At 68.1% G+C, this 12,661-nt stretch carries 18 protein-coding genes; 16 read left to right on the forward strand and 2 right to left on the reverse strand.

Annotated features, from left to right (window positions below; all coding sequences use genetic code 11):
* From rplR to rplQ, 13 genes are all read left to right on the forward strand, one after another.
* Positions 1-375, forward strand: a complete 375-nt coding sequence (rplR, locus tag CYJ26_RS07940) for a 50S ribosomal protein L18 (protein ID WP_024034508.1) — start codon at positions 1-3, stop codon at positions 373-375.
* Positions 376-406: 31 nt separating this feature from the next.
* Positions 407-1,120, forward strand: coding sequence for a 30S ribosomal protein S5 (rpsE, locus tag CYJ26_RS07945; protein WP_006548400.1), 714 nt, complete (start codon positions 407-409; stop codon positions 1,118-1,120).
* Complete coding sequence (gene rpmD, locus CYJ26_RS07950) at positions 1,120-1,317, forward strand: 50S ribosomal protein L30 (RefSeq protein WP_006548401.1); 198 nt, start codon at positions 1,120-1,122, stop codon at positions 1,315-1,317. The genes rpsE and rpmD overlap by 1 nt, the downstream gene beginning before the upstream one ends.
* Position 1,318: 1 nt before the next feature.
* Positions 1,319-1,792, forward strand: coding sequence for a 50S ribosomal protein L15 (rplO, locus tag CYJ26_RS07955; protein WP_006548402.1), 474 nt, complete (start codon positions 1,319-1,321; stop codon positions 1,790-1,792).
* Between the two features lie 297 nt (positions 1,793-2,089).
* A complete protein-coding gene (gene secY / locus CYJ26_RS07960; protein ID WP_006548403.1) occupies positions 2,090-3,382 on the forward strand; it encodes a preprotein translocase subunit SecY in 1,293 nt (430 codons plus the stop codon).
* Entirely contained in the window at positions 3,379-3,963 is a 585-nt protein-coding gene (locus CYJ26_RS07965; RefSeq protein WP_024036726.1) for an adenylate kinase, read from the forward strand. Before secY ends, CYJ26_RS07965 begins: the two co-directional genes overlap by 4 nt.
* A 96-nt stretch (positions 3,964-4,059) precedes the next feature.
* Positions 4,060-4,941 (forward strand): type I methionyl aminopeptidase, encoded by an 882-nt coding sequence (gene map / locus CYJ26_RS07970; RefSeq protein ID WP_024036727.1) that lies wholly within the window; start codon positions 4,060-4,062, stop codon positions 4,939-4,941.
* Between the two features lie 213 nt (positions 4,942-5,154).
* Entirely contained in the window at positions 5,155-5,376 is a 222-nt protein-coding gene (gene infA / locus CYJ26_RS07975; RefSeq protein WP_003781847.1) for a translation initiation factor IF-1, read from the forward strand.
* A 33-nt stretch (positions 5,377-5,409) separates the two neighbouring features.
* On the forward strand, positions 5,410-5,523 hold the full coding sequence (gene rpmJ / locus CYJ26_RS07980) for a 50S ribosomal protein L36 (RefSeq protein WP_005987264.1): 114 nt from the start codon (positions 5,410-5,412) through the stop codon (positions 5,521-5,523).
* Between the two features lie 158 nt (positions 5,524-5,681).
* Positions 5,682-6,056 carry a 30S ribosomal protein S13 gene (gene rpsM, locus CYJ26_RS07985; RefSeq protein ID WP_006548406.1) on the forward strand — a complete coding sequence of 125 codons (375 nt, stop codon included), beginning with the start codon at positions 5,682-5,684 and terminating at the stop codon, positions 6,054-6,056.
* 66 nt (positions 6,057-6,122) lie between these two features.
* On the forward strand, positions 6,123-6,524 hold the full coding sequence (gene rpsK, locus CYJ26_RS07990) for a 30S ribosomal protein S11 (RefSeq protein WP_006548407.1): 402 nt from the start codon (positions 6,123-6,125) through the stop codon (positions 6,522-6,524).
* Positions 6,525-6,690: 166 nt separating this feature from the next.
* The gene (locus CYJ26_RS07995; protein WP_006548408.1) at positions 6,691-7,692 is read left to right on the forward strand and encodes a DNA-directed RNA polymerase subunit alpha; all 1,002 of its coding nucleotides are present in this window, start codon (positions 6,691-6,693) and stop codon (positions 7,690-7,692) included.
* Positions 7,693-7,722: 30 nt separating this feature from the next.
* Complete coding sequence (gene rplQ / locus CYJ26_RS08000) at positions 7,723-8,412, forward strand: 50S ribosomal protein L17, sunset domain variant (protein WP_006548409.1); 690 nt, start codon at positions 7,723-7,725, stop codon at positions 8,410-8,412.
* A 151-nt stretch (positions 8,413-8,563) separates the two neighbouring features.
* On the opposite strand, the gene CYJ26_RS08005 is transcribed toward rplQ, so the two are convergent.
* Positions 8,564-9,322, reverse strand: coding sequence for an ROK family protein (locus CYJ26_RS08005; protein ID WP_006548410.1), 759 nt, complete (start codon positions 9,320-9,322; stop codon positions 8,564-8,566).
* Between the two features lie 45 nt (positions 9,323-9,367).
* Here CYJ26_RS08005 and truA point away from each other — a divergent pair, with 45 nt between their 5' ends.
* The 3 genes from truA to rpsI all read left to right on the forward strand — a co-directional run bounded on the left by truA (position 9,368) and on the right by rpsI (position 11,622).
* Complete coding sequence (gene truA, locus CYJ26_RS08010) at positions 9,368-10,393, forward strand: tRNA pseudouridine(38-40) synthase TruA (protein WP_412186031.1); 1,026 nt, start codon at positions 9,368-9,370, stop codon at positions 10,391-10,393.
* Between the two features lie 247 nt (positions 10,394-10,640).
* Positions 10,641-11,084, forward strand: a complete 444-nt coding sequence (gene rplM, locus CYJ26_RS08015) for a 50S ribosomal protein L13 (RefSeq protein ID WP_006548414.1) — start codon at positions 10,641-10,643, stop codon at positions 11,082-11,084.
* A 43-nt stretch (positions 11,085-11,127) separates the two neighbouring features.
* On the forward strand, positions 11,128-11,622 hold the full coding sequence (gene rpsI, locus CYJ26_RS08020) for a 30S ribosomal protein S9 (protein ID WP_006548415.1): 495 nt from the start codon (positions 11,128-11,130) through the stop codon (positions 11,620-11,622).
* A gap of 180 nt (positions 11,623-11,802) precedes the next feature.
* Here the strand turns inward: rpsI and CYJ26_RS08025 are convergent, their stop codons facing one another.
* Positions 11,803-12,624, reverse strand: a complete 822-nt coding sequence (locus tag CYJ26_RS08025; protein WP_040319685.1) for a purine-nucleoside phosphorylase — start codon at positions 12,622-12,624, stop codon at positions 11,803-11,805.
* Positions 12,625-12,661: the final 37 nt, after the last annotated feature.

Consider the following 12,661-nt stretch of genomic DNA (forward strand, 5'->3'; position numbering starts at 1 on the left):
ATGGCTTACGCGATCAAGAGGGGCAAGTCCAAGACCATTGCCCGCAAGATCCGTCACCAGCGCGTGCGCAAGCACGTGCACGGTACCGCCGAGCGCCCGCGCCTGGTCGTTACCCGGTCCAACCGTCACATGGTTGCCCAGGTTATCGACGACACCATCGGCCACACCCTGTGCTCCGCCTCCACGCTTGAGGACGCCGTCAAGGGCGCCGAGGGCCACAAGGTCGGTGCTGCGCACAAGGTGGGCGAGCTCGTCGCCGAGCGCGCCAAGGCCCTGGGCATCGAGGCGGTCGTGTTCGACCGTGGCGGAATGAAGTACCACGGTCGCGTTGCGGCCGTCGCGGACGGCGCCCGCGAGGGCGGCCTGAAGCTCTGAGCCAGACGACGAGAAAGCAGAGGAACATCTGATGGCTGCACCGCAGCGAGACAGGTCCGCGTCGTCCGACGGCTCGGCCCGCAACGAGAACGACGAGCGTCGCGGCGAGGGCCGCGGCCGTCGCAACCGCAACAACGACCGCCGCGACCGTAACAACGGCCGTGGCAACGACGACAAGTACATCGAGCGCGTCGTCACCATCAACCGCGTGTCCAAGGTCGTCAAGGGCGGCCGCCGCTTCACCTTCACGGCCCTGGTCGTCGTGGGTGATGGTGAGGGCACGGTCGGCGTCGGCTACGGCAAGGCGAAGGAAGTTCCCGCCGCCATCGCCAAGGCCGTCGAGATCGCGAAGAAGAACTTCTTCCACGTCCCGATGATCCGCCGCACGATCCCGCACCTGGTCCAGGGTGAGGACTCCGCCGGAGTCGTCCTCCTGCGTCCGGCCTCCCCGGGTACCGGTGTTATCGCCGGTGGTCCGGTGCGCGCCGTGCTGGACTGCGCCGGTGTCCACGACATCCTGTCCAAGTCGCTCGGCTCCTCCAACGCCATCAACATCGTCCACGCGACGGTGACGGCGCTCAAGCAGCTCGAGCAGCCGGAGGGCGTGGCCGCCCGTCGTGGCCTGCCCTTGGAGGACGTCGCCCCGCAGTCCATGCTGCGGGCTCGCGCCGAGGGCGAGGCTGACAAGCGCGCCGCGGCCGAGAAGAAGGAGGCCGAGAAGGCCGCTGAAGGAGTGGGTGCGTGATGGCTTCCGCCACTGAGAACAAGCAGCTTAAGATCACGCAGGTCCGTTCGGGCATCGGCGGCACCCGCCGCCAGCGCGAGACCCTGCAGTCTCTGGGCCTGCGCAAGATCCGCCAGTCCGTCGTGCGTGAGGACAACCCCTCGGTGCGCGGCATGATCGCCACGGTGGCCCACCTGGTCACCGTTGAGGAGGCCTGAGATGGCTGACAGCACGAAGAACGAGGACAAGGTCCAGGTCGTCAAGCTGCACCACCTGCGTCCGGCCCCCGGTTCGAAGAAGGCCAAGACCCGCGTGGGTCGTGGTGAGGGCTCGAAGGGTAAGACCTCCGGACGTGGTACCAAGGGCACCAAGGCCCGTTACCAGGTTCGTGCGGGCTTCGAAGGTGGCCAGATGCCGCTGCACATGCGTCTGCCCAAGCTTCGCGGCTTCCGCAACCCCAACCGCGTCGAGTTCCAGCCGGTCAACGTCGGTCGCATCGCTGAGCTCTTCCCCGAGGGTGGAGTGGTGAGCGTCGAGGACCTCGTGGCCAAGGGCGCCGTCCGCGGCGGCCGCCTGGTCAAGGTCCTCGGCACGGGTGACGTTAACGTCAAGCTCGACATCACGGTCGACGCCTGGTCTGGCTCCGCCAAGGAGAAGATCGAGGCTGCCGGTGGGTCCATCACGGCTCGCTGACGCTGATCTGATCAGTAGCACGGTCCCCGGCTACCGGTTCTCCGGTAGCCGGGGACCGTGCTGTCTGCGGGGCACAGACGTACCCACCGCGTGGCAGCGGTGACGGCGCGCCATGCCACTCACCCGGCGCGGCCAAGCGCACAGGAGCGTGACCTATACCCCGTCAGGAATTGCTGATGGCTGGACTACTGCCTGTGCTGTCGTTGTAGTGTGGCGCACGGTGCCTGTCGGTACCCCGCGCAGGGCGCCCTGTGCCCGTCGTGGTCACCCTTGTTCCCGCCACCTACAGGAGTTCGAGTGCTCAGCGCGTTTATGCAGGCGTTCCGCACGCCCGACCTGAGGAAGAAGCTCCTCTTCACGCTGGGCATCATGGCGCTGTTCCGGCTGGGCTCGGTTCTGCCCACCCCGGGCGTGGACATGAAGAACGTCCAGCAGTGCATCGGTGAGAGCCAGGACGCCGGGCTGCTGAGCCTGATCAACATCTTCTCCGGCGGCGCTCTGCTGCAGCTGAGTGTCTTCGCGCTGGGCATCATGCCCTACATCACGGCGTCGATCATCATCCAGCTGCTGCGCGTGGTCATCCCTCGTTTCGAGGAGCTCCACAAGGAGGGCCAGGCTGGTACTGCCAAGCTGACGGAGTACACCCGGTACCTCACCATCGGCCTGGGCGTGCTGCAGTCGGCCACCATCGTGGCCACGGCCTCCTCCGGCAACCTGTTCACCGGCTGCTCCGTGGCCGTCATCCCGGACTCCTCGGCGGTGAACCTCGGGCTCATGATCGTCACGATGACCGCCGGTACCGGACTGATCATGTGGCTGGGTGAGCTCATCACGGAGAAGGGCATCGGCAACGGTATGTCGCTGCTCATCTTCACGTCGATCGTGGCACGCATGCCACAGAACCTGTTCTCGATTCTGGGTGGCAACGGGGGCGCCTCGAAGTTCCTCACGGTCCTGGCCGTGATCTTGCTGGCGACCGTGGCCGTGGTGTTCATTGAGCAGGCCACGCGCCGGATCCCGGTCCAGTACGCCAAGCGCATGATCGGGCGGCGTCAGTACGGCGGCTCGACCACCTACATCCCGATCAAGATCAACACCGCAGGTGTGATCCCGGTGATCTTCGCGTCCTCGATCCTGGCGATGCCTCAGCTCATCGCCCAGTTCGGCTCACCGACGAGCTCCTGGGTCCAGTGGATCTCAGCCAACCTGCGCCAGACCGACCCGGTCTACCTCGTGGGCTACGGCCTGCTCATCCTCTTCTTCACCTTCTTCTACACCACGATCACCTTCAACCCGGAGGAGATCGCGGACAACATGAAGAAGTACGGCGGCTTCATCCCGGGTATCCGCGCCGGTGAGCCGACCGTCAAGTACCTCTCCTACGTCATCAACCGCGTGACTACCGCTGGCTCGGTCTACCTGCTGGTCCTCGCCCTGCTGCCGACCCTGGCAGTGATCTGGCTGGGCTTGTCCCAGAACCTGCCCTTCGGTGGTACGACGATCCTCATTATGGTCGGCGTCGGTCTGCAGACGGTCAAGGAGATCAACTCCCAGCTTCAGCAGCGCCACTACGAAGGGTTCCTCTCATGAGCGCACGTATGGTCCTCCTCGGCCCTCCCGGGGCCGGCAAGGGCACCCAGGCCGCACGTATCTCCGAGCGTCTGGGCATCCCGGCCATCTCCACCGGTGACATCTTCCGCGCCAACGTCGCGGGCAACACCGAGCTCGGCCAGCAGGCGAAGAAGTACATGGACGCCGGTGAGTACGTCCCGGACTCCGTCACCAACGCCATGGTCAAGGACCGTCTTGCTGCCGACGACGCCGCGCAGGGCTTCCTGCTTGACGGCTATCCGCGTACCGAGGCCCAGGTCCACGAGCTCGACGCCATGCTCGCCGAGAGCGGCCTGGCCCTGGACGTCGTCCTGGAGATCACGGCCGAGGCCGAGGTCGTGGTCCAGCGTCTGCTCAAGCGCGCCACGGAGCAGAACCGCGCCGACGACACTGAGCCGGTGATCCGCCGTCGCCTGGAGGTCTACGCCGAGCAGACCGAGCCTCTGGCCGCCCTCTACGAGTCCAAGGGGCTGCTGGTGCGTGTGGACGGCATCGGCGACATTGACGAGGTGACCGAGCGCATCATGAGCGCCCTCGCCTCGCGGGGCGTTCAGGCCTGACAACCTACGACGGCGGACCACCTGAGAGACGGGATGGTCCGCCGTCGTCATACCCGGCGGCCTGGGCGGCTGCCGACCGACGCCGAAAGGAGCCTCGTGCTGGGACGCGAGCAGATCGAGATCAAGACACCGCAGCAGGTGGCGCAGATGCGCCGGGCCGGCCTGGTGGTCGCCGACATCCACTCGGCGCTGCGTGAGGCGGTGCGTCCTGGCATCACCACGGCCGAGCTCGACGCCGTCAGCGCGGCGGTGATCGACAAGGCCGGTGCCGGCTCGAACTTCCTGGGCTACGAGGGATATCCAGCCACCGTGTGCATCTCGGTCAACAACGAGGTCGTTCACGGCATCCCCGGACCCCGCGTGCTGGAAGAGGGAGACCTGGTCACCTTCGACTGTGGTGCCTACGTCCTGGATGAGTCTGGTACCCAGTGGCACGGTGACGCTGCCTTCACCACGGTTGTGGGCGGACGCTACGCCAACCGCGTGGACCGGGTGCTGGACTGTGCCACGCGTGAGGCTCTGTGGGCGGCCATCGCCGCCGTGGCGCGGGCGGCGGCCGGTGAGACAACGGGCCGCGCCACACGGCTGAACGCCATTGGCGACGCCGTCGAGGCCGTGGTGGCGCAGGTCAGCGAGCGTGAGGGCGTGAGCCTGGGCATCCTGGAGGACTACGTCGGTCACGGCATCGGCACCGCGATGCATATGGACCCCGACGTCCTCAACTACTCGGTGCGACGCAAGGGCCCGCGGCTTCGGCCAGGCATGGTGCTGGCCATCGAACCTATGCTCACGGCCGGCAGCGGCGAGGTCCGCGAGCTCGACGACGGCTGGACCGTGGTGACTCAGGACGGCTCGCGTGCCGCCCAGTGGGAGCACACCGTGGCGATCGTGCCCGGGGGAGTGTGGGTGCTCACTGCCTCCGACGGCGGTGTGGAGGGCCTGGCGCCTTACGGCATCGAGCCGCGTCCCCTGCGCTAGGCCGCGACGGCGGCGCCGGAGCGCTGTGTTGGGGAACACCGTCAGTGTGCGGCTTCTCGCATGGTGAGGTCCCCGGCGTGTGCCGTATCGTTGGCACTTGGTGCGTCTGAAGAGTCCCGCGCGCCCTCAGTGAGGGAACGTGAGTCACCAGGGCGCGCTGCCTGGCGGCGACGCCGTCGGGCCACTCGAGCGAGAAAGCACCGATGGAGGAACATGGCTAAGAAGGACGGCGTCATCGAGGTCGAGGGATCGGTCGTCGAGGCCCTTCCGAACGCAATGTTCCGGGTGGAGCTGAGCAACGGGCACGTGGTGCTCGCGCACATCTCCGGAAAGATGCGGCAGCACTACATCCGCATCCTCCCCGAGGACCGGGTGGTCGTGGAGCTCAGCCCCTACGACCTGTCCCGTGGCCGCATCGTCTACCGGTACAAGTGACAGTCCTCCCCGCGAGGGGGACGGAGGAACATCATGAAGGTCAAGCCGAGCGTCAAGAAGATCTGTGACAACTGCAAGGTGATTCGTCGCCACGGCCGTGTCATGGTCATCTGCGAGAACCCGCGGCACAAGCAGCGTCAGGGCTGAGTCCCGACGCAGGTCGCCAGCCTGGCGGCCACTGACAAGCACCCACCCCAGCGACTCGGTCCAGCCGATCGCAACCCTCGGTTCCTGGAGGCCGGGGCCGCCGCACGAGGCGGAGGAGGTGGGCGACGACCTCCGGGAACACACAGGAGAACCACACCGTGGCACGTATTTCCGGTGTCGACCTGCCTCGCGAGAAGCGAGTCGAGGTCGCCCTCACGTACATCTTCGGAATCGGGCGCACCCGCGCGCACGAGACCCTCGCCGCTACCGGGGTCAACCCGGACACCCGCGTCAAGGACCTGAGCGAGGACGAGCTCGTCCTGCTGCGTAACCACATCGACGCCAACTACCAGGTTGAGGGTGACCTGCGCCGCGAGGTCCAGGCGGACATCCGCCGCAAGATCGAGATCGGCTGCTACCAGGGTCTGCGTCACCGCCGTCACCTGCCCGTGCACGGCCAGCGCACCAAGACCAACGCGCGTACCCGCAAGGGCCCCAAGCGCACCGTGGCCGGTAAGAAGAAGGCCAAGTAAGCAGTAGTCCACAGCGCGGGCACGGCTGCCCGCCATGGAACGACGACCTAGATCGAAGAAGGAAATATGCCTCCCAAGAGCCGCACCACCGTGCGTAAGCCGCGTCGCAAGGACCGGAAGAACGTGACCCACGGTCACGCCTACATCAAGTCGACCTTCAACAACACCATCGTCTCCCTGACCGACCCCAACGGCGCCGTCATCGCCTGGGCCTCCTCCGGCCAGGTCGGCTTCAAGGGCTCGCGTAAGTCGACCCCCTACGCCGCCCAGCTCGCTGCTGAGGCGGCCGCTCGCCGCGCCCAGGAGCACGGTATGAAGAAGATTGACGTCTTCGTCAAGGGCCCGGGCTCCGGCCGCGAGACCGCGATCCGCTCCCTCCAGGCCGCTGGCCTCGAGGTCGGCTCCATCACGGACGTCACCCCCCAGGCCCACAACGGCTGCCGCCCGCCCAAGCGCCGTCGCGTCTGAGACTCCTTGGCCGACGCCGTCGCTCTCCTGACGGTCAGCGACGTCGTCGGCCACCAGCCGCTTGCCGCCACCGGCGGCCAGCGGGTGCAGGGCCCGAGCCCCGGGCGGCTGCACCACCGATGAGGAACGGCGTCATATAGCGGGCGCCGCGACGAAAGGAAACCCAGTGCTCATTGCACAGCGACCCACGCTCTCCGAGGAGGTCGTCGAGGAGGACCGCCGCTCGCGGTTCGTCATCGAGCCTCTCGAGCCCGGCTTCGGATACACCCTGGGCAACTCCCTGCGGCGCACGCTGCTGTCGTCCATCCCAGGCGCAGCCGTAACCAGTGTGCGTATCGACGGCGTTCCCCACGAGTTCCGCACCATCGCCGGCGTCAAGGAGGATGTCACCCAGATCATCCTCAACATCAAGGAGATCGTGCTCTCGTCCGAGAACGACGAGCCGGTCGTCATGTACCTGCGTAAGTCCGGTCCGGGCGTTGTCACCGCTGGTGACATCACGCCTCCGGCTGGCGTGGAGATCCACAACCCTGACCTGGTGATCGCCAACCTCAACGAGAAGGGCAAGCTGGAGATCGAGCTGACCGTCGAGCGCGGTCGTGGCTACGTCTCGGCCAACCAGAACAAGGACCCCAACGGGGAGATCTCCCGCATCCCGGTGGACTCGATCTACTCGCCGGTCAAGAAGGTCTCCTACGCCGTCGAGGCTACCCGTGTTGAGCAGCGCACGGACTTCGACCGTCTCGTCGTTGACGTCGAGACGAAGGCCTCCATCACCCCTCGTGACGCTCTTGCCTCTGCCGGCAAGACCCTCGTCGAGCTCTTCGGGCTGGCCCGCGAGCTCAACGTCGAGGCCGAGGGCATCGAGGTCGGCCCCTCGCCGATGGACCAGGCCCTGCAGCAGGACCTCGCCCTCATGATCGACGAGCTGGACCTGCAGGCCCGTTCCTCCAACGCGCTCAAGCGCGAAGGTATCCACACCGTCGGTGAGCTCGTCGCGCGCAGCGAGGCGGACCTCCTCGACATCCGTAACTTCGGTGCCAAGTCGATCTCCGAGATCAAGGAGAAGCTGGCCGAGCTGGGGCTGTCCCTCAAGGGCTCCTCGGTCGACTACATCGCGGACGACGACTACACCAACCCCACGTTCAGCGACGAGCAGCAGGCCTGAGCCCGCTCGTCATTCACCTAGGAGACAACAATGCCTCGCCCCACCAAGGGACCCCGCCTGGGCGGTTCCGCCCAGCACGAGCGCCACATCCTCGCGAACCTCGCGACCCAGCTCTTCATCCACGAGTCCATCACGACCACGGAGGCTCGCGCCCGTCGCCTGCGTCCCTACGTCGAGAAGCTCATCTCCAAGGGCAAGCGCGGCGACCTTCACGCCCGCCGCACCGTCCTGAAGAAGGTCACGGACAAGTTCGCCGTCTACCGCCTCTTCGAGGAGATCGCCCCGAAGCTGGCCGACCGTGAGGGTGGCTACACGCGCATCGTCAAGACCGCGCCGCGCAAGGGTGACAACGCCCCCATGGCCGTCATCTCGCTGGTCCTGGAGCCCGTGGCCAAGCAGGAGGTCGTGGCTGACGCCGTGGCGACCGCCAAGCGCGCTGCCGAGGCCGCCGTGGCCAAGGAGGACAAGACCGAGGCTCCCGCCGCTGAGGCGAAGAAGGAGTACGCCGGCGCCGTGCGTCTGGAGGAGGGCTCGGCCGAGGCTCCTGACGACGAGCACAAGGTCAAGGGCAACGAGGACTCCATGAAGTACCACGTTCCCGGCTCGCGCTGGTACGACGCCACCGTGGCTGAGGTCTGGTTCGCTTCCGCCGAGGACGCCGAGGCCGCTGGCTTCGCTCCCGCCGGTGGCGCTGCCGCCCAGAAGGTCGAGGAGGCCTGATTGAGCCTGCCTCGCGTCTGACGGCGTGAGGAACACGGAAGGCCCGCCTGGCTGCTCAGCCAGGCGGGCCTTCCGTGCGTCTGAGGGGCGTTCCGCTGCCGTTGGCGGGCGGCCGTGGCCTGCGGCGCCGTCGGTCAAGGGCAACGCGGCCCTAGTACCGGGCCATGGACCAGCAGCGGGCCCCGCCGGTCATCCCCGCCTCATTGGGAACGACGACGACGTCGGAGCCCATCCGGGACAGCTGCAGCGGGGCGATCCTCCTGGAGTTCCCGCCGCCCAGGTAGAGGCGGTCCCACATGTACATCGGGCGCAGCGCGTCGACGACCCGTCGCACGCGCCGCGACCAGTGGGCGTCGCCGAGGCGCAGGCGCTCGTGCTCGCCGATGTAGTCGTCGTAGGTCAGTCCCCAGCGCACAGGCCCCTGGGAGACCTCAACATGGGGCGCCAGGACGCCGTTGTCGAAGACGGCGTTGCCCAGGCCTGTTCCAAGGGTGACGATCATCTCGCTGCCGTGGCCCGTGACGACTCCTGCACCGGCGACCTCAGCGTCATTGAGGACCAGGGCCGGGGCTCCCAGGCGCTGGCTGACGGCCTTGCCCATGTCAAAGCGCGCCCACTGCTCCACGAGCTCAGGCAGCACCTTGGAGCGAGGTCCGTCACGGGTGATGTAGTGGGGCGTGGCGATGACGACGCCGTGGCGGATCATCCCGGGCATCCCGACCGTGATCCGGTCGGCGTCAGGCAGCTGCTGGGCTAGGCCCGCGATGGTCTCTACCAGCTTGCTCGGCGGCAACGGGTAGGGAGTGGGGGTGCGCACGGCCCGGGAGATGATAGCGCCTTCGGCATCGAGGACCGAGGCCTTGATGCCGCCTCCGCCACAGTCCACGGACAGGGTGGTGTCACTGGTCATGAGGCGACCGTACCTGGCTACGCCCTCATGTGGTCGAATAGCCACGTGCCTGCCCCATCCACGTCCTCCCGTCCGCCCGCCCCGAGACCGCAGCCTGGCCTGCCTGACCGCGTGCCGGAGACCGAGGAGCGCCTGCGGCTGCGCCTCGACCTGGCCTATGACGGCGCAGGTTTCAAGGGATGGGCGGCGCAGCCTGGCCTGCGCACGGTCGAAGGCGAGCTGACCGCCGCCCTGGCAACCGTGCTGCGCGAGCCGGTGCGGCTGACGGTGGCGGGCCGGACGGACACCGGCGTGCACGCCGCGGCGCAGACGGCCCACCTGGACGTCAGCGAGCGCGCCTGGCAGGCGTTGCCGGGCCGCAGTGATCGTGAGCCAGGCCAGGCGCTGCTGGCGCGCGTGACGGGCGTGCTGGCCCGTCAGGCCCAGCGTGCCGCCGAGAACGGTCTCATCGGCGCGCTCGCCCGCGGAGCGAGTGACGTCGTCCTGCGGGGCGCCAGGCGCGTCCCGGCCGACTTTGACGCGCGTTTCTCAGCGCTGGAGCGGCGGTATGTCTACCGCATCGACGACGGCGCGCCGTCTCAGGGGCGCAGGGCCTACGACCCGTGCCGGCGCGGCCAGGTGCTGTGGGTCGGGCAGGCCCTCGATGTTGAGTCCATGGCGCTCTCAGCGCGAGGCCTGCTGGGTGAGCACGACTTCCTGTCCTACTGCAAGCCGCGCGAGGGGGCGACGACGATTCGCACCCTGAGGCGCCTGGACTGGCAACGCGCCTCCAGCGGGCCGGACGCCGGGCTGGTCACGCTCACCGTGGTGGCTGACGCCTTCTGCCACTCGATGGTGCGCTCGCTGGTGGGGGCAGGCCTCGCCGTCGGCCAGGGGCGTCAGCCGGTCTCCTGGCCGGCCCGGCTGCTGGCGGCGCGTAGCCGGGACCAGGCGGCGCCGGTAGCCCCGCCTTACGGACTGACGCTGGAGGAGGTCGTCTACCCGCCCGACAGCGAGCTCGCTGCCCAGGCACGCCGTGCCCGGGTGGTGCGCAGCCTGCCGGGGCCGGGCGATGACGACTGTGGCTGCTGAGGGTGCGCCCCACGTGGCGGGTTTCACGGGGCAAGGAGCCGTCAACCTTTTGACCCTCTCATAGGCGCGCCGGTATGGTGGGCAATCGTCGTGCAGCACGTATGTGCGCTTCCGCGGTGCCGTCCCACTCGCCCCGGTACGCCAGTGCTCCGACCACTCACCTGACCATGGTGGTCTCGCTGGACAGCGTTGCTTAGAGCGCTGGTTCCGGCGTGTCCACTCGCCAAGAGAAACGAAGGCAACGCCCGTGCGCACGTACACACCGAAGCCCGGCGACGTCGAGAAGAACTGGTACGTCATCGACGCCACCGACGTCGTCCTCGGCCGCCTCGCGGCCCAGGCTGCGACCCTGCTCCGTGGGAAGCACAAGCCCCAGTTCGCCCCGAACGCGGACTGCGGCGACTACGTCATCATCATCAACGCTGACAAGGTCGCCCTCACCAACGGCAAGGCTGACAAGAAGTTCGCCTACCGCCACTCCAACCACCCCGGTGGCCTCACCGCGGTCTCCTACCGTGAGCTGCTCGCGACCCGCCCTGAGCGCGCCGTCGAGAAGGCTGTCAAGGGCATGGTTCCGCACACCAAGCTCGGTCGCGCCCAGCTGAAGAAGCTCAAGGTGTACGCCGGCGCGGAGCACCCGCACGCCTCCCAGAACCCGCAGGCCTTCGAGATCACCCAGGTCGCCCAGTAAGCGCTCCAGCGCTCGGCACCCCGCGACAAGCAAAGGACATATCGTGGCTGAGACCACTGTCGACATTGACGCGCTGGACGAGGAGAACGCCCCCTCCAGCTACACCACCGAGACCGAGGGCTCCGTTGAGGGCCGTGGCCAGTCCATCACCGCTCCCGGTGCTGGCCTGGGTCGCCGCAAGGAGGCCGTCGCCCGCGTGCGCCTCGTTCCTGGCACCGGCCAGTGGACGCTGAACGGCCGCACCCTGGAGGACTACTTCCCCAACAAGCTGCACCAGCAGCTCGTGCGCGCCCCCTTCACCATCCTCGACCTCGAGGGCCGCTTCGACGTCATCGCCCGCATCAACGGTGGTGGCATCTCCGGCCAGGCCGGCGCTCTGCGCCTGGGCATCGCCCGCGCCCTCAACGAGATCGACCGTGAGGCCAACCGCGCCACGCTGAAGAAGGCCGGCTTCCTCACCCGCGACGCTCGTATCGTCGAGCGCAAGAAGGCCGGTCTGCACAAGGCCCGCCGCGCTCCGCAGTACTCCAAGCGCTGATCCGGCAGCTGGCGCCTGGAGCCAGCGCTACGTCTGTACGACGACGGCCGGTCACCTCCTAGCGAGGTGGCCGGCCGCCGTCGCGTCTGAGTGCCCTTGAAGAAGTGTCCCGTGCCGCGAGGGGGTGGACTCGCGGCACGGGAGTGGTGGTTGGAGCGGCTGGGTCGGCGTGGACGCCGGTCAGCCCATGCGCATGACGACCTCGGCCAGCAGACGCGCGATACGCGGGGCTGCCTGCTGACCAGCCTCGATGACCTCGGCGTGGGACAGCGGCGTGGGGGAGATGCCGGCGGCCAGGTTGGTCATGAGGGACAGGCCCAGCACCTCCATCCCGGCCTCGCGCGCGGCGATGGCCTCCAGGGTGGTGGACATACCCACGAGGTCGCCTCCCAGGATCCCCGCCATCTTGACCTCGGCCGGCGTCTCATAGTGGGGGCCTCGGAACTGGACGTAGACGCCCTCGGGCAGGCTCGGGTCGACCTCATGGGCGAGGTCGCGCAGGCGCTGGGAGTACAGGTCGGTCAGGTCGACGAAAGTCGCCCCTTCCAGCGGGGAGGCGGCTGTGAGGTTGATGTGGTCGCGGATGAGGACGACCTGGCCAGGCCGCCAGTCGGGGTTGAGCCCGCCGCAGCCGTTGGTGAGGACCACCTGGCGGGCGCCGGCGGCGGCAGCCGTTCGCATACCGTGCGCGACGGCTCGCACCCCGCGCCCCTCGTAGAAGTGCGTGCGGCTTCCCAGGACCAGCGCGTAGCGGTCGGTACCCGTCACGCGGATCGAGCGCATGACCGGCACGTGGCCGGCGACGGCAGGAGCGTGGAAGCCGGGTACCTCAGCGGCGGGGATCTCGCTGACGGTCTCGCCGATGAGGTCCGCGGCGCCGCCCCAGCCCGAGCCCAGGACCAGGGCGAGGTCATGGCGGGCGACGCCGGAGCGGCTGGCGATGACCTGGGCGGCCTCGCGCGCGAGATCGAAAGGACCGGTGGTCTCATGCACAGTGGTCATCGCCACAACCTAGTCCATGAGCACGGCCAGGGGACAG

Source organism: Actinomyces urogenitalis, assembly GCF_002861525.1.
GTDB lineage: Bacteria > Actinomycetota > Actinomycetes > Actinomycetales > Actinomycetaceae > Actinomyces > Actinomyces urogenitalis.